Source organism: Sphingomonas nostoxanthinifaciens, assembly GCF_019930585.1.
Taxonomy (GTDB): Bacteria; Pseudomonadota; Alphaproteobacteria; order Sphingomonadales; family Sphingomonadaceae; genus Sphingomonas_I; species Sphingomonas_I nostoxanthinifaciens.
This window is the reverse complement of the sequence record NZ_CP082839.1, coordinates 2,307,458-2,330,405: the sequence shown is the minus strand read 5'-3', so window position 1 is coordinate 2,330,405 and position 22,948 is coordinate 2,307,458. Positions and strand designations below refer to the sequence as shown.

The 22,948-nt window shown below is 69.0% G+C and carries 25 protein-coding genes and 1 pseudogene; 10 read left to right on the top strand and 16 right to left on the bottom strand.

Going from position 1 to position 22,948, the window contains the following annotated elements; genetic code table 11:
* Positions 1-2 precede the first annotated feature (2 nt).
* Both metW and metX read right to left on the bottom strand, forming a co-directional pair.
* Positions 3-590, bottom strand: coding sequence for a methionine biosynthesis protein MetW (gene metW / locus K8P63_RS11105; protein ID WP_223796098.1), 588 nt, complete (start codon positions 588-590; stop codon positions 3-5).
* Entirely contained in the window at positions 587-1,723 is a 1,137-nt protein-coding gene (gene metX, locus K8P63_RS11100) for a homoserine O-acetyltransferase MetX (protein WP_223796097.1), read from the bottom strand. Before metX ends, metW begins: the two co-directional genes overlap by 4 nt.
* 102 nt (positions 1,724-1,825) lie before the next feature.
* On the opposite strand from metX, the gene hisC reads away from it, so the two are divergent.
* From hisC to K8P63_RS11085, 3 genes are read left to right on the top strand one after another with little or no spacing between them, the layout of a single operon-like run.
* Positions 1,826-2,926 (top strand): histidinol-phosphate transaminase, encoded by a 1,101-nt coding sequence (gene hisC / locus K8P63_RS11095; protein WP_223796096.1) that lies wholly within the window; start codon positions 1,826-1,828, stop codon positions 2,924-2,926.
* Positions 2,926-3,834, top strand: coding sequence for a prephenate/arogenate dehydrogenase family protein (locus K8P63_RS11090; RefSeq protein ID WP_223796095.1), 909 nt, complete (start codon positions 2,926-2,928; stop codon positions 3,832-3,834). Before hisC ends, K8P63_RS11090 begins: the two co-directional genes overlap by 1 nt.
* Positions 3,831-4,658, top strand: coding sequence for a GDSL-type esterase/lipase family protein (locus tag K8P63_RS11085; protein WP_223796094.1), 828 nt, complete (start codon positions 3,831-3,833; stop codon positions 4,656-4,658). Before K8P63_RS11090 ends, K8P63_RS11085 begins: the two co-directional genes overlap by 4 nt.
* Before the next feature lie 6 nt (positions 4,659-4,664).
* Here the strand turns inward: K8P63_RS11085 and K8P63_RS11080 are convergent, their stop codons facing one another.
* The 4 genes and pseudogenes from K8P63_RS11080 to K8P63_RS11065 form a co-directional block, all read right to left on the bottom strand.
* Positions 4,665-5,189, bottom strand: coding sequence for a YdcF family protein (locus K8P63_RS11080; RefSeq protein ID WP_223796093.1), 525 nt, complete (start codon positions 5,187-5,189; stop codon positions 4,665-4,667).
* Positions 5,186-5,953, bottom strand: coding sequence for a hypothetical protein (locus tag K8P63_RS11075; protein ID WP_223796092.1), 768 nt, complete (start codon positions 5,951-5,953; stop codon positions 5,186-5,188). The genes K8P63_RS11080 and K8P63_RS11075 overlap by 4 nt, the downstream gene beginning before the upstream one ends.
* A complete protein-coding gene (locus K8P63_RS11070) occupies positions 5,953-6,663 on the bottom strand; it encodes a cell division ATP-binding protein FtsE (RefSeq protein ID WP_223796091.1) in 711 nt (236 codons plus the stop codon). The genes K8P63_RS11075 and K8P63_RS11070 overlap by 1 nt, the downstream gene beginning before the upstream one ends.
* A 115-nt stretch (positions 6,664-6,778) precedes the next feature.
* A pseudogene (locus K8P63_RS11065) lies at positions 6,779-8,157 on the bottom strand (L-serine ammonia-lyase).
* Between the two features lie 93 nt (positions 8,158-8,250).
* On the opposite strand from K8P63_RS11065, the gene K8P63_RS11060 reads away from it, so the two are divergent.
* Together K8P63_RS11060 and K8P63_RS11055 are read left to right on the top strand one after the other, a co-directional pair.
* Positions 8,251-8,712, top strand: coding sequence for an NUDIX domain-containing protein (locus tag K8P63_RS11060; RefSeq protein ID WP_223796090.1), 462 nt, complete (start codon positions 8,251-8,253; stop codon positions 8,710-8,712).
* Positions 8,713-8,874: 162 nt separating this feature from the next.
* Positions 8,875-9,753 (top strand): PAS domain-containing protein, encoded by an 879-nt coding sequence (locus K8P63_RS11055; protein WP_223796089.1) that lies wholly within the window; start codon positions 8,875-8,877, stop codon positions 9,751-9,753.
* 191 nt (positions 9,754-9,944) lie between these two features.
* Here K8P63_RS11055 and rplI read toward each other — a convergent pair whose 3' ends face one another.
* Genes rplI through rpsF form a run of 3 tightly spaced genes read right to left on the bottom strand, consistent with a single transcriptional unit; the run spans position 9,945 to position 11,167 of the window.
* Positions 9,945-10,526, bottom strand: coding sequence for a 50S ribosomal protein L9 (gene rplI, locus K8P63_RS11050; RefSeq protein WP_223796088.1), 582 nt, complete (start codon positions 10,524-10,526; stop codon positions 9,945-9,947).
* Between the two features lie 12 nt (positions 10,527-10,538).
* Positions 10,539-10,763 (bottom strand): 30S ribosomal protein S18, encoded by a 225-nt coding sequence (gene rpsR / locus K8P63_RS11045; RefSeq protein ID WP_011950937.1) that lies wholly within the window; start codon positions 10,761-10,763, stop codon positions 10,539-10,541.
* Positions 10,764-10,777: 14 nt separating this feature from the next.
* Entirely contained in the window at positions 10,778-11,167 is a 390-nt protein-coding gene (gene rpsF, locus K8P63_RS11040) for a 30S ribosomal protein S6 (RefSeq protein ID WP_223796087.1), read from the bottom strand.
* 280 nt (positions 11,168-11,447) lie between these two features.
* Between rpsF and fabD the strand changes: the two genes are divergently transcribed.
* The 5 genes from fabD to mltG all read left to right on the top strand — a co-directional run bounded on the left by fabD (position 11,448) and on the right by mltG (position 15,937).
* Entirely contained in the window at positions 11,448-12,383 is a 936-nt protein-coding gene (gene fabD, locus K8P63_RS11035; RefSeq protein ID WP_223796086.1) for an ACP S-malonyltransferase, read from the top strand.
* A gap of 100 nt (positions 12,384-12,483) precedes the next feature.
* The gene (fabG, locus tag K8P63_RS11030; protein WP_223796085.1) at positions 12,484-13,221 is read left to right on the top strand and encodes a 3-oxoacyl-[acyl-carrier-protein] reductase; all 738 of its coding nucleotides are present in this window, start codon (positions 12,484-12,486) and stop codon (positions 13,219-13,221) included.
* A 94-nt stretch (positions 13,222-13,315) separates the two neighbouring features.
* Positions 13,316-13,552, top strand: coding sequence for an acyl carrier protein (locus K8P63_RS11025; RefSeq protein ID WP_223796084.1), 237 nt, complete (start codon positions 13,316-13,318; stop codon positions 13,550-13,552).
* 98 nt (positions 13,553-13,650) lie between these two features.
* A complete protein-coding gene (gene fabF / locus K8P63_RS11020; protein ID WP_223796083.1) occupies positions 13,651-14,910 on the top strand; it encodes a beta-ketoacyl-ACP synthase II in 1,260 nt (419 codons plus the stop codon).
* 31 nt (positions 14,911-14,941) lie between these two features.
* Entirely contained in the window at positions 14,942-15,937 is a 996-nt protein-coding gene (mltG, locus tag K8P63_RS11015; protein ID WP_223796082.1) for an endolytic transglycosylase MltG, read from the top strand.
* Positions 15,938-16,043: 106 nt separating this feature from the next.
* Here the strand turns inward: mltG and argC are convergent, their stop codons facing one another.
* From argC to rimO, 7 genes are all read right to left on the bottom strand, one after another.
* Positions 16,044-16,973, bottom strand: a complete 930-nt coding sequence (argC, locus tag K8P63_RS11010) for an N-acetyl-gamma-glutamyl-phosphate reductase (protein WP_223796081.1) — start codon at positions 16,971-16,973, stop codon at positions 16,044-16,046.
* Positions 16,970-17,743 carry a C40 family peptidase gene (locus K8P63_RS11005; protein ID WP_223796080.1) on the bottom strand — a complete coding sequence of 258 codons (774 nt, stop codon included), beginning with the start codon at positions 17,741-17,743 and terminating at the stop codon, positions 16,970-16,972. The genes argC and K8P63_RS11005 overlap by 4 nt, the downstream gene beginning before the upstream one ends.
* 91 nt (positions 17,744-17,834) lie before the next feature.
* The gene (locus K8P63_RS11000; RefSeq protein ID WP_223796079.1) at positions 17,835-18,197 is read right to left on the bottom strand and encodes a MarR family winged helix-turn-helix transcriptional regulator; all 363 of its coding nucleotides are present in this window, start codon (positions 18,195-18,197) and stop codon (positions 17,835-17,837) included.
* 107 nt (positions 18,198-18,304) lie between these two features.
* Positions 18,305-19,687 (bottom strand): leucyl aminopeptidase family protein, encoded by a 1,383-nt coding sequence (locus K8P63_RS10995; protein WP_223796078.1) that lies wholly within the window; start codon positions 19,685-19,687, stop codon positions 18,305-18,307.
* A gap of 65 nt (positions 19,688-19,752) precedes the next feature.
* A complete protein-coding gene (locus K8P63_RS10990) occupies positions 19,753-20,571 on the bottom strand; it encodes a hypothetical protein (RefSeq protein ID WP_223796077.1) in 819 nt (272 codons plus the stop codon).
* 8 nt (positions 20,572-20,579) lie between these two features.
* Entirely contained in the window at positions 20,580-21,536 is a 957-nt protein-coding gene (locus K8P63_RS10985) for a hypothetical protein (RefSeq protein ID WP_223796076.1), read from the bottom strand.
* A gap of 55 nt (positions 21,537-21,591) precedes the next feature.
* Complete coding sequence (gene rimO / locus K8P63_RS10980) at positions 21,592-22,923, bottom strand: 30S ribosomal protein S12 methylthiotransferase RimO (protein WP_223796075.1); 1,332 nt, start codon at positions 22,921-22,923, stop codon at positions 21,592-21,594.
* Positions 22,924-22,948: the final 25 nt, after the last annotated feature.

Here is a 22,948-nt window from a genome sequence, read left to right as displayed (position 1 = left end):
CGCTAGTCGCGCTTCAGCAGGAACACGGCATGTTCGGCGAGCAGGTTGGCGGCGGCGGTGCCGATGCGCTTGCTGCCGCGCAGGAACCACGCATCCTCGACGCGGATGCCGCTTTCCGCCACCAGCGCGCGGAAATCGTCGATCGTCAGATGATGGATGTCCTGCGTCTCGTACCACGACACCGGCAGCGCCTTCGTCACCGGCATGCGGCCGCCCCACATCAGCCCCCAGCGCACGCGCCAGTAAGCGAAATTGGGGAAGGAGACGAAGGCGCGGCGGCCGATGCGCAGCAGCTCGGCCAGAACCTGATCCGGGCGGCGCGCGGTCTGCAGCGTCTGGCTGAGGATCGCATAGTCGAACGCATCGTCGGGATAATAAGCAAGGTCGGCGTCGGCATCGCCCTGCACCACCGACAGGCCGCGCGCCACCGCCAGCGCGACGTTGGCCGGATCGAGCTCCAGCCCGCGCACGTCGACATGCGCCTTGCGCAGCACCGCCATCAGGTCGCCGTCACCGCAGCCGATGTCGAGCGCGCGGCTGCCGGGCACGACATGCTCGGCGATCAGCGCGAGATCGGGGCGCAGGTTCACGGCGCGCCGGCGCGGAGGAAGCCGTCGATCATGCCGAACAGCTCCGGCACCTCCAGCAGGAAGCTGTCATGTCCGAATGGTGCGGTCAGCTCGACGAAGCTGACGGCGCAGCCGGCCGCGTTGAGCGCATGCACGATCGCGCGCGATTCGGAGGTGGGGTAGAGCCAGTCGGTGTCGAAGCTGGCGATGCAGAAGCGCGTGGCGCTGCCGCGAAAGGCGTTGGCCAGCCGGCCGCCATGCTCCTGCGCCAGATCGAAATAGTCCATTGCGCGGGTGATGTAGAGATAGGAGTTGGCGTCGAACCGGTCGACGAAGCTGATCCCCTGATGGCGCAGATAGCTCTCCACCTGGAAATCGGCGTCGAAGCCGAAGCCGACCTGCCCGCGATCCTGCAGCTTGCGCCCGAACTTGTCGTGCATCGCCGCTTCGGACAGGTAGGTGATGTGCGCCGCCATCCGCGCGACGGCAAGGCCCGCGGCCGGCGCGGCGCCGGTGCCGTAATAGTCGCCGCGCTGCCAGTTGGGATCGGCCATGATCGCCTGGCGGCCGACCTCGTGGAAGGCGATGTTCTGCGCCGAATGGCGCGCGGCGCTGGCGATCACCACCGCGCTGCGCACGCGCCTGGGGAAGGTCGCCGCCCATTCGAGCACCTGCATCCCGCCCATCGAGCCGCCGACCGCCGCCGCGAGCACGGGCACCTCGAGGTGGTCGAGCAGCAGGGCCTGCGCGCGCGCCATGTCGCGCAGCGTGATGACCGGGAAGGCCATCGCATAAGGCTGGCCGGTCTTCGGATCGATCGTGGCGGGGCCGGACGAGCCCATGCACGATCCGAGCACGTTGGCGCAGATGATGAAGTGGCGTGCCGGATCGATCGGCTTGCCCGCGCCCACCATCCGCGTCCACCAGCCCGGCTTGCCGGTGCGCGGGTGGATCGAGGCGACATGCTGGTCGCCGGTCAGCGCGTGGCAGATCAGGACGGCGTTGCCCTTGTCGGCGTCGAGCGTGCCGTAGGTCTCGTAGGCGATCTCGATCCCGTCGAGCGTCGCGCCGCCGTCGAGCGCGAACGCGCCCGGCAGCCGCACGTGCCGCGCGAGGCCGAAGCGTTGATCGGTCGAGGCTGCGAGCGTCGCCATGGAAGGGGCAAGCCGCTAGGATCGGCGGCGATGCGTGTCAACGCGCAGCGGCCACGCCCGACCGGTTGCCATGGGCTGCCGATCCTCTAAACCGCAGCCCCCATGAGCAGCCCTTCGCCCAAGCCGTGGATCGACGCGATCGCACCCTACGTCCCCGGTCGTTCGACCACCGACGACGGCCGTCGCGTGCACAAGCTGTCGTCGAACGAGAATCCGCTCGGAACCAGCCCGGCGGCGCGCACCGCTTATGCGGCGCATGCGGCTTCGCTCGAACGCTACCCCGACGCGAGCGCGCATGATCTGCGCGCGGCGATCGCCGCCAAGTTCGGGCTGGATGCCGAGCGCGTGATCTACGGGCAGGGGTCGGACGAACTGCTCCATCTCGCCGCCGGCGCCTTCGCCGGGCCGGGCGACGAGGTGATGTTCGTGCGCTACGGCTTTTCGGTCTATCCGATCGCGGCGCGGCGGGTGGGGGCCGAATTGGTCGAGGTCGACGATCGCGATTATGCGACCGATGTCGACGCGCTGCTGGCAGGCGTGACGCCGCGGACGCGGGTGGTGTTCGTCGCCAATCCGAACAATCCCACCGGCACGTACAGTTCGCGCGAAGAGATTGCGCGGCTGCATGCCGGGCTACCGGCGGATTGCCTGCTGGTGCTCGACCAGGCCTATACCGAATATCTCGACCCCGAGGACGATGACGGCGCGCTGGAGCTCGCCAAGTCCGCGCCGAACGTGCTCGTCACGCGGACATTCTCGAAGATCCACGGGCTCGCCGCCGAGCGGGTCGGCTGGGGCTATGCCGCCGCGCCGATCGTCGAGGCGCTGCACAAGATCCGCGCGCCGTTCAACATCACCACCGGCGGACAGGCGGCGGCGATCGCCGCGCTGGCGTCGGACGATTTCGTCGCGGCGAGCCACGATCACAATCTCCGCTGGCGGACGTGGCTGGAGGCCGAGGTGGCGTCGCTCGGCAATGCCGGCCTGTCATCGGTGCCGAGCAAGGCGAACTTCATCCTCGTCCTGTTCGAGGGCAAGCTGACCGGCGAGGCGGCCTATCATGGCCTGATGGAGCGCGGCTACATCACGCGCTGGCTGCCGGGGCAGAAATTGCCGCACGCGCTGCGCATCACGATCGGCACCGAGGAAGAGATGCGCGGGCTCGCCGCCGCGTTGCGCGAACTGGTCGGGCAGGCGGGCTGATGCTGCCGTTCGCGCGGGTGACGGTGATCGGGCTGGGCCTCATCGGCTCGTCGATCGCGCATGCGGTGCGGGCCAACATGCCGACGGTGCGCGTGACCGGCTTCGACGGCGATGCGGACGTGCGCGCGCGCGCACGCGCGATCGACCTGTGCGACGATGTTGCCGACGGCGCCGGCGCGGCGGTGATCGACGCCGATCTCGTCATGCTGTGCGTACCGGTCGGCGCGATCGGCACGGCGGCCGAGGCGATCGCCGACGATCTGCCCGCCGATGCGGTGGTGAGCGATGTCGGCGGCGCCAAGGCGTCGGTCGCGGCGGCGATGCGCGCGGCGCTGCCGGCTGCGACGATCGTGCCGGGCCACCCGGTCGCGGGCACCGAGCAATCCGGGCCCGACGCGGGCTTCGCCACGTTGTTCAAGGGCCGCTGGTGCATCCTGACGCCCGACGGCGACACCGATCCGGCGGCGGTGATGCGCGTCTCGACCTTCTGGGAACGGCTGGGGGCCGAGGTCGAGATCATGGACGCGCGCCACCACGATCTGGTGCTGGCGGTGACGAGCCACGTGCCACACCTGATCGCTTACTCGATCGTCGGCACCGCTTCCGATCTGGAGGAAGTGACGCAGTCGGAGGTCATCAAATTCTCCGCCGGCGGCTTCCGCGACTTCACCCGCATCGCCGCGTCCGATCCGACGATGTGGCGCGACGTGTTCCTCAACAATCGCGAGGCGGTGCTCGAGGTGCTGCAGCGCCTGACCGAGGACGTGACGATGCTGCAGCGCGCGATCCGCTGGGGCGACGGCGACGCTTTGTTCGACCTGTTCACCCGCACCCGCGCGGTGCGACGTTCGATCATCGAGCAGGGGCAGGACGACGCCCGCCCCGATTTCGGGAGACCGCACGAATGAGAGCTTGGTCGATACTGCCGCTGCTGCTCGCCGCCACGCCGCTGGCAGCACAGGCGCCGACGCCGGTGCGCCCCGATTATCAGAGTTCGCCCGAGCGACGGACGGTGCAGGACAAGGATTGGGGCCAGTGGCTCGGGCCGTTCCGTGCCAAGCTGGTGCCGAGCCTGATGCAGGATTTCGGCGAGCGCTATCTTTACGCGCCCGCCGATGCCGCGCTCGCGCCGCCCAAGCCCGGCGAACAACGCGTGGTGTTCTTTGGCGATTCGATCACCGACAAGTGGGATCTGACGGCGAGCTTTCCCGGCAAGCCCTACGTCAATCGCGGCATCGGCAGCCAGGTGACCGCGCAGATGATCCTGCGCTTCCATCAGGACGTGATCGCGCTGGATCCGGCGGCAGTGGTGATCCTCGCCGGCGTGAACGACGTGCAGGGCTTCCTGCAGGTCCAGACGGCCGAGCAAATCGAGACCAATTACGAAACGATGGCCGATCTGGCCGATCGCCACGGCATCAAGGTGGTGTTCGCCTCGGTCCTGCCCGTCAGCAACTATACCGAGCAGTCCAAGGACGTGCTGAACGAACGGCACCCCGAGGAACTGCGCGCGCTGAACGCCTGGCTGCGGCAGTTCTGCAGCGAGCGCGGCTATGCGTTTGCCGATTATTATTCGGTGCTGGCGGACGATCACGGCCTGCTCGCGCGCGGGCTGAGCAAGGATGGGGTCCACCCGCTCGCCGAAGGCTATGCCCGCATGGCGCCGGTCGCCGAGGCGGCGATCGAGCGCGCGCTGGCGAGCCGGGCTTCGGACGCGCGCAAGCGGCGCTAGATCGGCTCAGTGCCCGATCAGTGCCGAGGCGCGTCGCAGCAGGAACTTGTTATATTCGCGGAGCAAGGCGACGAGGCCGGGCTCGCTCGGCACGGCATCGGTCACGATCCGCACGCCGCGCACGGTGTGACCCAGCTCGAAACGGGCGCGGCGCATATGCCAGTCGGTCGTGACCAGCCGGATCGAATGATAATCATGCTGGGCGATCCACGCGGCGGTCTCGGCCGCGTTGGAGCGGGTGTCGACGGCGGTGCGGCCGAGATCGACCGCGTCGCGCAGGTCGACGGGGATGCGATAGAGGCTCGCCATCTCCGCCTCGGTCACGCGTGGATCGACGCCCGAGATCAGCATCCTCCGCGCCTCGCCCGCTGCCAGCGCCTGCGTCCCGCGCTGGACCCGCCCCGGTCCGCCGGTGAGCACGACGATGCCGTCGGTGCGGTCCGGGCCGGCGGGGCGGGGCAGGTCGATCGAGAACAGCACGAACCCGCCGGTCCAGAGCAGCACGAGGGTCGCCAGCAGGCGCTGGATCATGGTCGCCGCGCGAGCGAGAGTAACGTCGTCGCCATCGCCGCGGTCGCGCACAACATCGTCGCGACCAATGCCGTCGTGACCAGGCCGCCGGCCATGCCCCAGCCGAGCTGCCCCGCCGCGCCGAGCAGCAGCAGGGCCACCGCAAGTGCGCCGCCGAGCCCCGCAAGCGTATCGAGCGCGGGATCGTGCAGCATCGTCCGCGCGATCCGCGCATCTTCCGCGCCAAGCTCGCGCAGCAAGGTGACGGTGACCGCGCGCCGCGACAGCCGATCGCGCGCGATGGCGACTGCGCCGCCGATCAGGCTCATGCCGGCGACCAATGTCGCGAACAAAGCGAGACGGTGCAGCGGCGACGGCGCGCTCGCGGGTCCGCGCGGTTGCATGGCGGCATCGCGCACCGGCGCCAGCGCGCGGCCAAGCGCGGCCTCGCTTGCATCGGCGGCGAGGGTCACCTCGATCAATGCCGGCAAAGCCGGCTGGTCGGCGGGGAGCGGCCCGGCCATGTCGGCAAGCGCGGACGGATCGACCTGACGCGCCGCACGGACGCCGGGCTGAGCGCGCAGGATCGCAATCGCCTTGTCCGCATCCGCCGCGCGCTCAGCGTCATCTGCCGCAACGACCTGAACCATCAGCCGCGGGGGTGCCGCTGCGGTGGCGTGCGCCAGCGCGGCGGCAAGCAGCAGGAGCAGACTGCATCCGCCGACCAGCAAAACGAGCGCGCTCGGCCTGCGCCGGACGGGCAGGAGTGGGGCGGCGATCCGCATCATGCCGTCGCCAGCCGCGCGGCGGGATGCCGCAGCGTGCCCACCGGATCATCGAGCCGGCCACGCGCCAGCCGGATCAGCCCGGCATCGCGCACCCGCCCGATCAGCGAGAGATCGTGCGTCGCGACCACCACCGTCGTGCCGGCGCGATGGAGCGCATCGAGCAGGTGGATCAGCCGCGCCGCCAGCTCGGCATCGACATTGCCGGTCGGCTCGTCGGCGAGGATCAGCTCGGGCCGGCCGATCACCGCGCGGGCGATGCCGACGCGCTGGCGCTCGCCGGCCGAAAGCGCCTCGGGCCGCGCGGCGGCGCGCGTCGCGAGGCCGACCCAGTCGAGCATCTCGCTCACCTGCGCGCTGATCTGCGCCTCGTCGAGCCCGGCGATGCGCAGCGGCAAAGCGATATTGTCGAAGCTGGTGAGGCCCGGAACCAGCACGGCATCCTGATGCACCATGCCCAGCCGACGGCGCAGCGCCGGCAGCCGCGCCCGCGGCACGCCCGCCAGATCCTCTCCGAACAGGCGGACGATGCCGCGGCTTGGCCGCACGCCGCCGCCGATCAGCCGCAGCAGCGAGGTCTTGCCCGCACCCGACGGCCCCACCAGAAAGTGGAATGAGCCGCGCGCCAAAGTAAGGCTCAGGTCCGAAAGCGCCTCGGCGCCGGTGCCGAAACGAAGCCCGACATTCTCGATCTGGACGATGCCGGCCATCGCCGTTTGCCTAAGCTCCTGTATCGGGGTGCAGCGACCGCCATGGCACGCGGCGGCGGCTCGCGTAAAGCGCAGGCCGGTGCGGCTCGGCGCGGGATCGGGTCGTCCGTCCCGATCAGCACTCGACGACGTTGACGGCGAGCCCGCCGAGCGCGGTCTCCTTGTAACGCTCGTTCATGTCGGCGCCGGTGCGGCGCATCGTCTCGATCACCTGGTCAAGGCTGACGCGGTGCGTGCCGTCGCCGAGCAAGGCGAGCCGCGCCGCCTCGATCGCCTTGATCGCGCCGACGGCGTTGCGCTCGATGCACGGCACCTGGACGAGGCCGCCGACCGGATCGCAGGTGAGGCCGAGATTATGCTCCATGCCGATCTCGGCGGCATTCTCGATCTGCGCGTTGCTGCCGCCCATCACCGCCGCCAGGCCGGCCGCCGCCATCGAGCAGGCAACCCCGACCTCGCCCTGACAACCGACCTCGGCGCCGGAGATCGAAGCATTCTCCTTGAACAGCGAGCCGACCGCGGCGGCGACCAGCAGGAAACGCGCGACGCCGTCTTCGTTCGCGCCGGGAACGAAGCGCTCATAATAACGCAGCACCGCCGGTACAATTCCGGCCGCACCGTTGGTCGGCGCGGTGACGACGCGGCCGCCGGCGGCATTTTCCTCGTCACCGCCAGCGCCCAGAGGTTGACCCAGTCGATCACCGACAGCGGATCGGACAGCATCCGCTCCTGCCGTGCGATCAGCTTCGCATGCACTTCGGGCGCGCGGCGGACGACCTTCAGCCCGCCGGGCAGGATGCCGCGCTGGCCGATGCCGCGATCGATGCAGGCCGACATCACGCGCGTGATCTCGGCGAGGCGAGCGCGCACGTCGGCCTCGGGCGTCAGCGCCAGCTCGTTGGCGAGCGCCACCTCGGCCAGCGACTGGCCGGTGCGCTCGGCCAGCGCCAGCAGCTCTGCACCGGAGCGATAGGGGAAGGGGATGTCGGCCAGCGCGCCGGGCGGGGCGTTGGCGGCGACCTGCGCCTCGTCCACCACCGCGCCGCCGCCCACCGAATAATAGACCCGTTCGGCGAGCAGCGCGCCCTCGGCATCGAACGCCGAGCAGCGCATGCCGTTCGAGTGGAAGGGCAGTTTCTCGCGTTGGTGGAACAGCAGGTCGGCCGCCTCGTCGAACGCGATCGGGTGGACGCCGCCGACCAGCATGCGACATTCCGATCGGATCGTTGCAAGCGTCGCGTCGGCCTCGTCCGGGGCGACCTGGTCCGGGCTGAACCCCGCGAAACCCAGCAGCACCGCGCGATCGGTGGCGTGCCCCTTGCCGGTCAGCGCGAGCGAGCCGTAGAGATCGCAGGTCAGTCGCGCGGTCGTTTCGAGCAGGCCGGCATCGCGCAACAGCGTGACGAAGCGGCATGCCGCCGTCATCGGCCCCATCGTGTGCGACGAGGAAGGGCCGACGCCGATCTTGAACAGGTCGAACACGCTGCAGGTCATCGCGCCTTCGATAGTCGATGCGCGAAGATACTCCAGACAAAGCGTGAATCATGTCGCATAAGGTAACAATGTTCGTCTGTTCGGGATCGCCTGTTGGCTGCGCCCCGTAGCGCCGGGGTGCTGCTCTATCGTCGGACCGGCGCGGTGCCGGAGGTGCTGCTGGTGCTGCCCGGCGGCCCGTTCTGGCGCGGCCGCGACGTCGGCGCATGGCAGATTCCCAAGGGCGCGATCGAACCGGGCGAGACGCCGCTCGCCGCCGCGATCCGCGAGGTGGGGGAAGAATTGGGCGTCACGCTGACCGACGTGCCACGCCCGCTCGCGCAGGTGCGACAGGCCGGCGGCAAGTGGGTGGAGGCGTTCACGCTCGAACAGGATGTCGATCCGGATGCGGTCGTCAGCATCACGTTCGAGCTCGAATGGCCGCCGCGTTCGGGCCGGATGCGGTCTTTCCCCGAAGTCGCCGCCGCGCGTTGGTTCACGCTGGATGCGGCGCGGCGGATGATTCTGTTGAGCCAGGCGCCGCTGGTGGAGGCGATCGCGCAAATCCTGCATTGAACGGACCTTACAGGAATTAATCATATCCGGATCGGCATGCAGTTCGCCTGCATCGAGCCGCCGCCACGGTCCGGATCGGACCAAGACCCTCGCGGAAGGAAGGAATTTGCGAACCGACCCCGTGGCTTAGCTGCCTGCATCAAATGCAGGGAAGTGTGGAACATGAGTGTTGAGACCCCCCGGACGCGCGTGACGGCGGCAGAGTTCGTCCGCCGTTTCGGCTGCTGGCAGGAAGAGGCCGTCCAGCGTCCCGTCTACGTGACGCATCATGGGCGTGATCGCCTGGTGATGCTGTCGGTCGCCTCCTATCAATCGTTGCGCGGGCGTTCGACCGGCGAGGCCAGCCAGCGGCCGCCGCTCGAGCCGATGCTCGAACATATGACCGAGGGCTTCTTCGCGGTCGATCAGGCGTTCCGTCTGGTCGAGATCAACGCGGTCGCGGCGGGTTATTTCCGTCTGGTGCGCGGCGCCGCGCTCGGCCTGCGCCTGGCCGACGAGGTATCGCGGCTCGACGGCTCGCTGCTGATGGGCCACCTGATGCGCGCGGTCGCGGCGGGCGAGATGGCCAATTTCTCCACGCCGTCGCCCTGCTATTCCGGGCGCGTGCTGCATCTTCGCGTGTTTCCGCATGGCGACGGCGCGGCGTGCCTGATGCGCGACATTACCGAGGAGATCGAAGGGCAGCGGCGCTGCGACGCCGATGCGGCCGGCATGGCGGCGTTGACGATCCATGGCGGCGTCGGCCGCGCTCGCCTGTCGGCGCGCGGCACCTTCGTCGAGGTCGACGAGGCGCTGGCCGGCATGGCGGGCTTCGCGTCGCAGATGCTGGTACGTGCGCGCCTGGTCGACGTGCTGCCGCTCGATCGCCGCGTCGCCGCGTCGAGCGAGCTGGAAGCCGTCATGAGCGGTGGCGGGGCACGCGCATTCGATACGGCTTTGCTGGTCAATCGCGGCGACGAACTGCCGGTGCGCATCGCGCTGGCGGCGCAATATGGCGAGCGCGACGGCGACGGGGCGGTGGTGCTGGTCTCGCGGCGGTAACGCAGCCAGCCGTCATTCCCGCGCAGGCGGGAATCCATTCGCGCAACCGCCGCCATAGTTCATCACGGCCGGACAATGGATCCCCGCCTGCGCGGGGATGACGACTATGGGGGGATGCGCCCGCCCAAAAAGAAAGGGCCGCCCGTCATGACGACGGGCGGCCCTTTCTGCTTTGTCGTCGGAGCGGGGCGTCAGCCCTGCGCCGGCTCCTCGGCTGCGATCTCGCCCGGCTCGGCGTTCGGATCGTAGGCCTCGGTGAAGCCGGCTTCGTCGCGCTCGAACATCTGCGCACGGACGTCGACGCCCTGCGCCTGCAGTTCGGCTTCCTCGGGCGAGCGGGCGACGTTCACCTTGATCGTCACCGACACTTCCGGGTGCAGCGAAACCTTCACCTGGAACAGGCCGATCGCCTTGATCGGCTTGTCGAGCACGATCTGGCTCTTGCCAACCTTGACGCCGTCCTCGGCAAGCAGTTCGGCGAGGTCGCGTGCGGACACCGAGCCGTAGAGCTGGCCGGTGTTCGACGCCTGCCGGATCAGCAGGATGGTCTTGCCATCGACGCCCTTCGACGCCGCCTGCGCGTCGCCGCGCCGGTTGGCATTGTCCGCCTCGATCTGGGCGCGGTTCGCCTCGAAGACCTTCTTGTTGGCCTCGTTGGCGCGCAGCGCCTTCTTGCGCGGCAGGAGATAGTTGCGGGCGAAGCCGTTCTTGACCGAAACGACGTCGCCGATGGCGCCGAGCTTCTCGACACGCTCGAGCAGGATCACGTCCATGGGCTCGGCTCCTTACTTAACGATGTACGGAAGCAGCCCGATGTGACGGGCGCGCTTGATCGCCTGGGCGAGTTCGCGCTGCTTCTTGGCGGAAACCGCAGTGATGCGGCTGGGAACGATCTTGCCACGCTCGGACACGAAGCCCTGCAGCAGACGAACGTCCTTGTAATCGATCCGGGGAGCGTCCTTCGCGGAGAAGGGGCAGCTCTTGCGGCGGCGGAAAAAGGCGCGGGCCATGGTTTCTGTCTCCCTTACGCGGCCATGTCGCGGTCGTCGCGGCGCGGACGATCGCCGCGCTGCTCGCGCTGGCGGTCACGCTCCTGACGGCGCATCATTGCCGACGGACCCTGCTCATGCGCATCGACGCGAATGGTCATGTAGCGGATCACGTCCTCGTTGATCGCGGTCTGGCGCTCCAGCTCGGCGATCACGCCCGCGGGCGCGTCGATCTCGAGCATCACGTAATGCGCCTTGCGGTTCTTGGCGATGCGATAGGCGAGGCCGCGCAGGCCCCAGGTCTCGGTCTTGACGACCTTGCCCTGTCCTTCTTCGACAATCTTGGTGGCGGTTTCCGCCAGTGCGTCTACCTGTGCCTGCGCCAGATCCTGGCGCGCAAGGAAGACATGCTCGTAGAGAGCCATGTATCTCGTCTCCATGCCGATCGCTGACACCGCCCCATGCGGTGCCCCTCCGGCCGTCGTTCAAAATGCGAAACGGGTGGAAGCACGAGGCTCCACCCGATCCGCGACCTATGTCGCATCGGCGCGCGAAAGGCAAGCGGGTTGCGTTGGCGCGCCCGCTGCCTCTAACGGCACATATCCGTCATGCTGGCGTGGGCCGGCATCTCCCGCGGCGGAGCGTGGGCATCGTCTCACGAGGCCCCAGCCTTCGCCGGGGCGACGCATTCGGATTGGAGAGAGCATGCGAGCCTTCATCTTTCCCGGCCAGGGCAGCCAGGCAGTCGGCATGGGCGTGGCGCTCGCCCAGGCGAGCGCGGCGGCGCGTGCCGTGTTCGAGGAGGTCGACGACGCGCTCGGCCAGAATCTGTCGCGGCTGATGGCCGACGGCCCGCCCGACGATCTCACGCTGACCGAGAACGCCCAGCCTGCGATTATGGCGAACGCCATTGCGACGTTGCGCATGCTGGAGATCGAGGGCGGGGTGCGGCTGGCCGACAAGGCCGCGTTCGTCGCCGGCCACAGCCTCGGCGAATATAGCGCGTTGTGCGCGGGCGAGGCGTTCGATCTTCCCACGACCGCACGCCTGCTGAGGCTGCGCGGGCAGGCGATGCAAGCGGCGGTGCCGGTGGGCGAGGGGGCGATGGCGGCTCTGCTCGGCGCCGACTTCGCGCTGGCCGAGGCGATCTGCGCCGACGCGGCGCAGGGCGAGGTCTGCCAGGCGGCCAACGACAATGGCGGCGGGCAGGTCGTGATTTCGGGGGCGAAGGCGGCGGTCGAGCGGGCGATGGCGCTCGCCAAGGAGCGCGGCGTCAAACGCGCGCTGCCGTTGCCCGTGTCGGCGCCGTTCCATTGCGCGCTGATGCAGCCGGCCGCCGACGCGATGGCCGAGGCGCTGGCGAGGGTCGCGATCCGCGCGCCTCTGGTGCCGGTCTACGCCAACGTCACCGCCGCTGCGGCGGTCGATCCCGACACGATCCGTGGCCTGCTGGTGGCGCAGGTGACCGGCACCGTGCGCTGGCGCGAGAGCGTCGAGGCGATGGTCGCGGCGGGCGTCGGCGAGTTCGTCGAGTTCGGCGCCAAGGTGCTCGGCCCAATGGTCAAGCGCATCGCGCCCGACGCGACTGCGACCAGCCTGGTGACCGCCGCCGACGTCGAGGCGTTCGCGGCCTCGCTCTGATGCCGACCGGTGCCCCGACTTGTTCCGGGGTGCAATTGACGGCTAGGCGCGATCCTCGAGATGGATGCCGGAACCAGTCCGGCGTGACGGGAGTGGATGGATGTTCGACCTTTCAGGCATGACCGCGCTGGTGACCGGCGCGTCCGGCGGCATCGGCTCGGCGATCGCCAAGGGGCTGGCGGCGCAGGGGGCGACCGTGGCGCTCTCCGGCACGCGCGCCGAGGCGCTGGAGCAGGTGGCCGCGGGCATCGATGGCGCGAAGGTCGTGCCCTGCAATCTTTCGGACAGCGCGGCAGTCGAGGCGCTGGTGCCCGCCGCGATCGAGGCGCTGGGCGGCAAGCTCGACATCCTCGTCAACAATGCCGGCATCACCCGCGACAATCTCGTCATGCGGATGAAGGATGACGAGTGGGATCAGGTGATCGCGGTCAACCTTGAAGCGGCATTCAGGCTGATCCGCGCCGCCGCGCGGCCGATGATGAAGGCGCGATTCGGGCGCATCGTCACGATCACCTCGGTGGTCGGTCACACCGGCAATCCCGGTCAGGCGAACTATGCGGCATCGAAGGGCGGCCTCACCGCCATGTCGAAGGCGCTGGCGCAGGAACTGGCCAGCCGGCAGATCACGGTCAATTGCGTGGCGCCGGGCTTCATCGGCTCGGCGATGACCGATGCGCTCAACGAAGCCCAGAAAGGCACCATTCTCAGCCGCATCCCGGCCGGCGCGCTGGGCACGGGCGAGGATGTGGCGGCGGCGGTCGCCTATCTCGCCAGTCGTCAGGCGGGCTACGTCACCGGCCAGACGATCCATGTCAACGGCGGCATGGCGATGGTCTGACCGGCGTGCGCGCCGATGTGCGCGCATGGGGCTCTTGCAGCGGCCAAGCGGCGCGGCTAGGGCGACGCGAAATCAAGACTAGGAAGGCTAATCCATGAGCGACACCGCCGAGCGCGTGAAGAAGATCGTCGTCGAGCATCTCGGCGTCGAGCCCGAGAAGGTCACCGAGGATGCGAGCTTCATCGATGATCTCGGTGCCGACAGCCTCGACATCGTCGAGCTGGTGATGGCGTTCGAGGAAGAATTTGGCGTGGAGATCCCCGACGACGCGGCGGAGAAGATCACCACCGTCAAGGATGCGATCACCTATATCGACACCAACAAGGGCTGAGGCTTTCGCCCGAGGCCTTCGAACGGCCCTCCGACCCGAAGGGTGTCGGGGGGCCGTTTCGTTTTGACGACGACCGATAACAGAAGCAGGAGTGTGCCATGCGCCGCGTGGTGGTGACCGGATTGGGGCTCGTGACGCCGGTGGGCGCGGACGTCGAGACGGCGTGGGCAAACATCGTCGCCGGTCGATCCGGCGCGGGCACGATCGCGCGCTTCGACGCGTCCGACCAGAAATGCCGGATCGCATGCGAGGTGAAGCCGGCCGATCACCCATGGGGTTTCGATCCGGGCAAGCGCGTCGACCACAAGGTGCAGCGCCAGGTCGATCCGTTCATCGTCTACGGCATCGATGCCGCCGGCCAGGCGCTCGAGGATGCCGGGCTGACCGAGCTGACCTACGAACAGTCGATCCGCGTCGGCTGCTCGATCGGCTCGGGCATCGGCGGCCTGCCGGGCATCGAGAGCGAATCGATCGTCCGCTACGACAAGGGGCCGAGCCGCGTCTCGCCGCACTTCGTCCACGGCCGACTCATCAACCTGATCTCGGGCCAGGTCTCGATCAAATATGGTCTGCGCGGTCCGAATCATGCAGTCGTCACCGCCTGCTCGACCGGCGCGCACGCGATCGGCGACGCCGCGCGCATGATCGCGATGGACGATGCCGACGTGATGCTGGCGGGCGGCTCGGAAGGCGCGATCTGTCCGCTGGGCATCGCTGGCTTCGCGCAGGCACGCGCGCTGTCGACCGCGTTCAACGACACGCCCGAAAAGGCCAGCCGTCCCTACGACCGCGACCGCGACGGCTTCGTGATGGGCGAGGGCGCGGGCATCGTCTGCCTCGAGGAATATGAGCATGCCAAGGCGCGCGGCGCCAAGATCTATGCCGAGGTGATCGGCTATGGCCTGTCGGGCGACGCCTATCATGTCACCGCGCCGCATCCTGAAGGCGACGGCGCGTTCCGTTCGATGCAGATGGCGTTGCGCAAGGCGGGGCTGGAGCCTAAGGACATCGATTATATCAACGCCCACGGCACCTCGACCCCGCTGGGCGACGAGCTGGAACTGGGTGCGGTCCGCCGCCTGTTCGGCGACGCCATCGCCGATGTCTCGATGTCGTCGACCAAGTCGATGATCGGCCACCTGCTCGGCGGTGCCGGCGCGGTCGAATCGATCTTCTGCATCCTCGCCATGCGCGACCAGATCGTGCCGCCGACGATCAACCTCGATCATCCGAGCGAGAGCTGCGAGGGCGTCGATCTCGTTCCGAACGTTGCCAAGAAGCGGCAGGTGCGCGCGGTGCTCAATAACAGCTTCGGCTTCGGCGGCACCAATGCCAGCCTCGTGATGCGCACGGTTTAAGCGACAGGCCGAGGGGTGTAGGCTTAAACCGATGGCCAAGCGTTCCCCTCGTCGTGGGCTGGGTTGCCTCGTCGTGATCCTGCTGCTCGTGCTGGCGGTGGCCGGCGCGGGCTGGCTTAGTTTCTATCGCAACTGGACCGGGCCCGGCCCGGCCAAGCACCCGACCGCGGTGGTGGTGCCGCCGGGATCGAGCCTCGCCGCCGCCGCGCGCGAGCTGGAGAAGCAGGGCGCGGTGCGCTCGACCACCGGCTTCCTGCGCTTCGCCCGCCATTTCGGCACGCCCGGCCCGATCCGCGCCGGCGAATATGAAGTTGCGCCGCACATGAGCGCGCGCGACATCCTCGATCTGCTGCAGAGCGGTCGCACGGTACAGCGGCTCGTCACGGTGCCCGAGGGGATGCCCGCGATCGAGGTCTATGAGCGGCTGATGGGCGAGAAACTGCTCACCGGCCGGATCGCGGCGCCGGCCGAGGGCTCGGTGCTGCCGGGCACCTACAGCTTCCAGCGCGGCGAGCCGCGCGCGGCGGTGCTGAAGCGGATGCAGCAGGCGATGACCAAGGCGCTCGACCAGCTGTGGATGACGCGCAAGGCCGACACGGTGGTGAACAGCAAGGAAGAAGCGGTGACGCTCGCCGCGATCGTCGAGAAGGAGACGAGCGTGCCGGCCGAACGGCCGATGGTCGCGGGCGTCTATTCCAACCGCCTGCGCAAGGGGATGCGGCTGCAGGCCGACCCGACGATCATCTATCCGATGACGCAGGGCAAGCCGCTCGGCCGGCGCATCAAGCTGTCCGAGGTGCGCGCGGTCAACGACTACAACACCTACGCCATGGCCGGCCTGCCCAAGGGGCCGATCACCAATCCGAGCCGCGAGTCGATCGCGGCGGTGCTGGCGCCGGCGACCACCGATGCGCTGTATTTCGTGGCGGACGGAAAGGGTGGCCACGTTTTCGCGACCGACCTCAAGGACCACAACGCCAACGTCCAGCGCTATTACAACCTGCGCAAGGCCCAAGGCGCGCGCTGAGCGATTTGGCACGGCATCGTGCTCCTGCGCAGGCAGGAGCCCAGGGTTGCGGCATGGATGTTTGCAGCTCTGGACTCCTGCTTTCGCAGGAGCACAGCAGATGTCGCTAAAGCCGCAGGCCGTCTGCCTCGGGCAACCCCGCCATCAGGTTGAGGCTCTGGACCGCGGCGCCCGCCGCGCCCTTGCCGAGATTGTCGAGCGCGGCGACGAGCCGCGCCTGCTGTCCGTCGGCACTCCCGAAGACGAACAAATCGAGCCGGTCGGTATTCGCCAGCCGCTCGACCGCCAGCGTGGCGGGATCGTAGGCGTCAATCACGCGCACCACCGGCGAGCCGGCGTAGAAATCCTTCAACGTCGCGCGCAATGTCGCGGGGACGTGCGTGCCCGGCATCGCGCCGAGCATCAGCGGCACCTCGACGATCATGCCGCGCAATGTATCGACCACCGCCGGCACGAAGAGCGGCGGATAAGTGAGCCCGCAATGCGCTCGCATTTCCGGCACATGCTTATGGCCGAGCCCGAGCGCGTAAGTGCTCCAGGCCGGCGCGGCCGCGCCAGCACTCTCATAGTCGGCGATCATCGCCTTGCCGCCGCCCGAATAGCCCGAGACGGCGTTACAGGTGAGCGGCCAGTCGTGCGGGATAAACCCGGCCCGCACGAGCGGCGCCACTAAGGCGATGAAGCCGGTCGAGTAGCAGCCGGGATTGCTGACGCGCGTCGCCTCGGCCACGCGCTGCCGCCCCGAAAGTTCGGGAAAGCCGTAGACCCAGCCCGGCGCGGTGCGGTGCGCGGTCGAGGCGTCGATCACGCGGGTGCGCGGATTGTCGATCAGCGACACCGCCTCGCGCGCCGCATCGTCCGGCAGGCACAGCACGACGATATCGGCATCGTTCAGCGCCTCGCGACGGGCCGAGGCATCCTTGCGCCGCTCCTCGGGCAAGGTGAGCAGCGCAAGGCCGGGCCGGTCGGCCAGCCGCTCGCGGATTTCGAGCCCGGTCGTGCCCGCTCCGCCATCGATGAAGATCGTCGTCGTCACTCTGTCAGTCTCCGGCGCGCGGAAATGGGGTGGTCGTGGAGCGGTTGCAAGCGCGCGACCACATCGGCCAGCGGTTCGACCGTCACCGCCATCCAGTAGGCATTGGCATGGATCAGGTGCGTCGCGTCGACCATCAACCCGACATGACCGGGGAAGAAGATTAGATCGCCGCGGCGCAGCGGCTCGTCGACGGTCAGCGCGTCGCCGAGCGCGTCGCGCTGCTGGTCGCTGTCGCGCGGTGCGGCAATGCCGGCGAAGCCGAACGCCACCTGCACCAGCCCGGAGCAGTCGATCCCGTCGCCGCCGCGCCCGCCCCACAGATAGGGCGCGCCGATCAGCCGTTCGGCGACGGCGACCGGGTCGTTTTCGATCTCGTCGAGCGGCGCTGCGTGGCGGCGGTGGACGAAGCCGCGCTCGACCCGCAGGAAATCGCCCTCGTCCGACACGGCCGCCAGCCGCGCGCCGATCGGCAAAGCGGCAAGGGCGGGTGCCTTGATCGTCGGTCGTGCGAAGACGAGGCCGAGCGGAGCGTCGATGCGATGCGTTGCGGTCGCGACCGGCCCCAGCGCTGCGGCAGGGACGTAGCCGACATAATCGTCGTGCAGGCAGCGGCCCCACGCCCATGCGCCGACCCGATCGAGCACGGCGAAGCCCTCGCCATGGACCAGTTGCGTGACCGCGACGGCATCGGTCGAGGGCGATGCGCGCACCATCGCCATGTCTGCTGCGCAATGGCATTCGTCCGCGCGCGCATAATGTGGCGCGAGCATGCGCCCCGCCAGCCTTATGTCGGCGATGTCGCCGCGATAGGCGTTGACGCGCGGATCGAGCCGGATCGACGGACCGGAGAGCGCGAACGCCTCAGGCCGCGGCGGTGCGCAACTGGCGACGGATCTCGGTGGGGGCGCCGCCTTCGTCGATGAGTCCGCCGAACCCTTCAAGAAACTTCGCCCCTATTTCGGTCGGCGCGATGAAGATGTTGCGGCGATCCGCCTCGTCACGCTCGCGGCGCAGATAGCCCAGGGCGCCGAGCGTGTTCAAGGCGCGCGTGACCACCGGCTTCGATACGCCGAGCGATTGGGCGAGCCCACGCACGGTGTGCGGGCCGGAGGTGAGATAGACCAGCAGCAGCAAAGCCATCTGCCGGTTGGTGAGATCGGGTTGTCCCGATCGGACATAGCCGACGAGGGTCTGCATCCATCCCGAAAGGGTCGTGTCGTGCATCATATGCCGGCGCCTCTAATCCTAAGTCCCGAGCTCCCCCTTTTTCGATGACTTACAACACGCGGTTGGCGCGATCGTTTCATGGCCGTCAGTATTCTGTTGTGATCTCATCCGAAACGGGCGCGTAACATTGCGAACGCGGCACGCAGACCGAGCGCGTCGCCGCCCTTCGGCCGCCCCGGCCGCGCGCTCGGCGACCAGGCGAAGGTGTCGAGATGCGCCCACGCCACACCCTCCGGCACGAAGCGTTGGAGGAACAAGGCGGCGGTGATCGCGCCGGCGAATCCGCCCTGGCCGGCATTGTTGATGTCGGCGACGTCGGATTTCAGCATCTCGGTATAGGGCGCCCAGAGCGGCAGCCGCCACAACGGATCGGCGGCAGCGGTGCCGGCGGCGAGCAATGCGTCCGCCAGCGCATCCTCGTTGGCGAACAGAGCCGGCAGGTCGGGGCCGAGCGCCACGCGCGCGGCCCCGGTGAGCGTCGCGAAGTCCAGCATCAGCGCGGGCTTGCCTTCCGCCGCCTTCGCCAGCGCATCGCCGAGGATCAGCCGCCCCTCGGCATCGGTATTGCCGATCTCGACATGCAGGCCGGCGCGGCTGCGCAGGATATCGCCGGGGCGGAAGGCGTCGGCCGAAATGGCATTCTCCACCGCCGGGATCAGCAGGTGCAGTCGCACCGGCAGGCGCGCGCCCATCACCAGCCCGGCCAGCGCCAGCGCGTGCGCCGCTCCGCCCATGTCCTTCTTCATCAGCAGCATGCCCGACGACGGCTTGATATCGAGCCCGCCCGTGTCGAAGCACACGCCCTTGCCGACGATGGTGATGCGGGGATGGGCGGTATCGCCCCACTCCAGCTCGATCAGGCGCGGCGCGCGGGCGCGGGTGGCGGCGCGGCCGACCGCGTGGATCATCGGATAGCCCTCGGCGAGCGCGTCGCCCTGCGTGACGGTGAGCTTCGCGCCATGTGCCGCTGCGACGCGCTCGGCAGCCTCGGCCAGTTCGGCCGGACCCATGTCGCCGGCCGGTGTGTCGACCATGTCGCGCACCAGCGCCACCGCCTGCGCCAGCCGGACGCGCGCATCGATGCGTGCGGGATCGGCGGTGAGGAGGATGCGCGGCGCGGACGGAGCGGGCGACTCGCGGTAACGATCGAAGCGATGCTGTGCGAGCAGCCAGCCGAGCGTCGCCTCGCCCGGGTCGCTGGCCTGAAGCCGATAGATGCCCTCGGGCAGCTTGGCGGCGGCGGTGGCGAGCGACCATGGATCGTCGGGCGCCTCGACGCCGGCCGCCGCGCTCCAATCGTCCGCGCCGTCGCCGGGCAGGATGACGAGGCTGTCCGCTTTCGCCTTGAACTGTGCTGCGGCCACCGCCGCACGCGCGCGCGGCGGCTGGGCGGCGAGCCACGCCTCGAAGCCTGCAGCGGTGATGCGGTGGAGGATGCGGGCGGGCTGGCCCTTGTCGGCGGCGAGGAGAGCGGCAAGATCGGTCATGCGCGCTTCTAGAACCGGATCGGCGACGGCGGAAGCATAACGTGCCGCGACGCGCGTGCTGCCCGTCAGCGCGGCAGCCGGCTGACGATATTCTGCCGCTGGCCTTCGGCGGTCCTGGTCGCATCGCTGGCGTAAAGCGCCTTGAGGAATGCGCGATCCTCGCGCGTGAGCCCTTCTGGAGCGTTCGTGGACAGGCTGGTATTCCGGTAGAGCGACAGGATCGACGGCGCGTGGCTGAAATCAGCGTCGAGCCGCGGGCGCGACAGACCGACCATCGCGATATAATCGGCCAGCTCGTCCCAGGTGGCGCCGACGATATGATCGGGATCGAGCAGGATCACCGCGAGCGTCGCGCTCTCGCGCGTCGCGAGCTTCAGGCGCGAGGCATAAGCGGTCGTTCCGGCAGTGGCCGGCGCGCCGTTACCGCCGATCGAGCCGTCGGTGGTCACGCTTGCATGGAACCACCGCACCGCACGCGGCGCGCGCAGCGTGTCGAGCTGGTGGCGGGGCGGCAGCGCCTGACCCCAATTGCGCCCCAACGCCGGGTGCCGACTCACGAGGCGCGCGACGTAATCATCGGTCTGCGGCACCGAAAGAATGAGAATGTTCGGCTGGCAGTTGCCGTGGTCGAGCGGAATATCCAGCTCGCTGGCGATCGACTGCACACGCCGGATCAGGAAGCGGCCATAGGCTTCCGGCAATCCGACCGTGGCCGGGCAGATCGGGTCGTTCCAGCGGGTGAGCTGCTGGCCGTAATAAGCATCGGTGAGCGACTGCACGAAGGCGCGCCGCTCGGCCGGGGTGCGTCCAGTCACCTCGATATCGGCCGGCGCGGCGGGCTTGGGCGGATCGGACGACTGCGCCGACGCGGCGCCCGCCAGCATCGCCAAGCCTAAGAAGAGCGCGCGACTCGTTCCCATGCAGGAATGATATGGCTCCGTCCGTCGGGCGACAAGCGGCAGGCGGGCGCCGCCGGTCGATGCTCCGCTCGCCACGTTACGTCTTCGGTGCGGGCGGCGGCGCCGAGCGCAGGCCGAGCCCCGGCAGCATCCACCGCGGCCCCGGGGCAGGCCCCCGGCAGCGGCGGTGTCGCGGCGATCGCCCTGCCGTCGGCGAGCGCCGCGACCGCCTTGGCCTTGACCTCGGCATAATCGGGTGCGTCGGCGCCCAGCGGCTGCTTCACCGGGCCCAGCGTCGAATGGCCGCCACATGTGTAGAGGTCAACGAACCAGACGTGCGCGGGTGCGGGCTGGCCGGGCTTGGCGAGCGCGGTGCCCAGTTGGAGCGCGGTGCGATCGTCGGTCAGCATGATCGCGACGGGGTAGGCGGACGTATCGTCGGGCGTGACGACGAATTCGACCATGCGGTGGAAGCCACCCTGATCGAATTCGGCCTGATAGGCGTCCACGCGCGCCGCGCCGGTGCGGAAGCTTTCCACCTTCCTGCCGGCCCGCGCCAGTTCGCCGTCCTGCGCCGCGAGCAGGGCAGCGCGATCGGCGGCGAAGGCCGGGGCGTCGCCGAGGCCCTGATCCGCGCGCAGCCGGATCGCGCCCGCCAGCGCGCTCAGCCCATGTTCGGGATGGACCGCGACGTTCGCCAGCATCGCGCGGGCGGTGACCCAATCCTGCTCGCGTGCGGCGATGTCGGCGCGCATGACGTGGGCGATGTAGCTCGCATTGCCGTCGACCGGACAATTCTCGATCGGCGCCAGGGCGATGCGCGCCTTGGCCGGATCGTTGGCGCCCATCGCCGGGATCGCCGTCCGCAGCGCGGCCTGGATGTCCGCCGGGGCGCACGGGCCCAGCGCGGTTGCCGAGATGCTCGACGCGAACAAGGCGAATGCAATCATCGACGGCCTCCCGATAGCCCCGACGGCCTAACGCGCCGCACGGGCGGCGGGAAGCTCAGGCGACCGGCAAGCCGTACAGATCGTGCTCGTCGGCATCCTCGACCAGCACCCGCACGAAATCGCCGGGCTGGAGGCCGTGCGTGTCGCGCAGGAACACCTCGCCGTCGATATCGGGCGCGTCGGCCTTGGAGCGGCCCGTGGCGCCGCCCTCGTCGTCGGCGGCATCGATGATGACGTCGATCGTGCGGCCGATCTTCGCCTGCAGCTTGGCGGCCGAGATGCGCGCGGTCAGCTCCATCAGGCGGGCATAGCGCTCCTCCTTGACGGCCTCGGGGACCGCGCCGGGCAGATCGTTGGCGGCGGCGCCGGCCACCGGCTCGAAGCGGAAGGCGCCGACCCGGTCGAGCTGCGCTTCCTCGAGCCACTGCAGCAGATAATCGAAATCGGCCGCGGTTTCGCCGGGAAAGCCGACGACGAAGGTCGAGCGGATCGTAATGTCGGGGCAAATCGTGCGCCAGTTCGCCAGCCGTTCCAGCACCTTGGCGTCGTTGGCGGGGCGCTTCATCGCGCGCAGCACCGACGGCGCGGCATGCTGGAACGGAATGTCGAGGTAGGGCAGCACCTTGCCCTCGGCCATCAGCGGAATGATGCGGTCGACGTGCGGATAGGGATAGACGTAATGGAGCCGCACCCATGCGCCGAGCTCGCCGAGTGCCGCCGCCAGATGCGTCATGTCGGCGCGCAATTCGCCGCCTTTCCACGGCCACGATGCGTGGCGCAGGTCGAGCCCGTAGGCCGACGTATCCTGGCTGATGACGAGCAATTCGCGCGTGCCCGCCGCGACCAGTTTCTCCGCCTCGCGCAGGATCGCGTCGGGGCGGCGGCTGACCAGATCGCCGCGCAGCGCCGGGATGATGCAGAAGGAGCAGCGGTGGTTGCAGCCCTCCGAAATCTTCAGATAGCTGTAATGGCGCGGCGTAAGCTTCAGGTCGCGCTCGGGAATGAGATCCAGATAGGCAGAGGGCGGGATCGGCGCCGCCTCGTGCACCGCGCCGACCACCTGCTCATATTGATGCGCGCCGGTGACGGCGAGCACCTGCGGGAAGCGGGCACGGATGGTCTCGGCTTCCTTGCCCATGCAGCCGGTGACGATCACGCGGCCGTTCTCGGCGATCGCCTCGCCGATCGCCTCGAGGCTTTCCTCCTTGGCGCTGTCGAGGAAGCCGCAGGTGTTGACGAGCACGATGTCGGCCCCGGCATAATCCGGCGACATCTTGTAACCATCGGCGCGTAGCTTGGTGAGGATACGCTCGGAATCGACGAGATTCTTCGGACAGCCGAGCGACACCATGCCGACCTTGGGCGGGGAGGGGAGGATGGTTGCCATAGGGAAGCGCGCCACATAGCGTCGC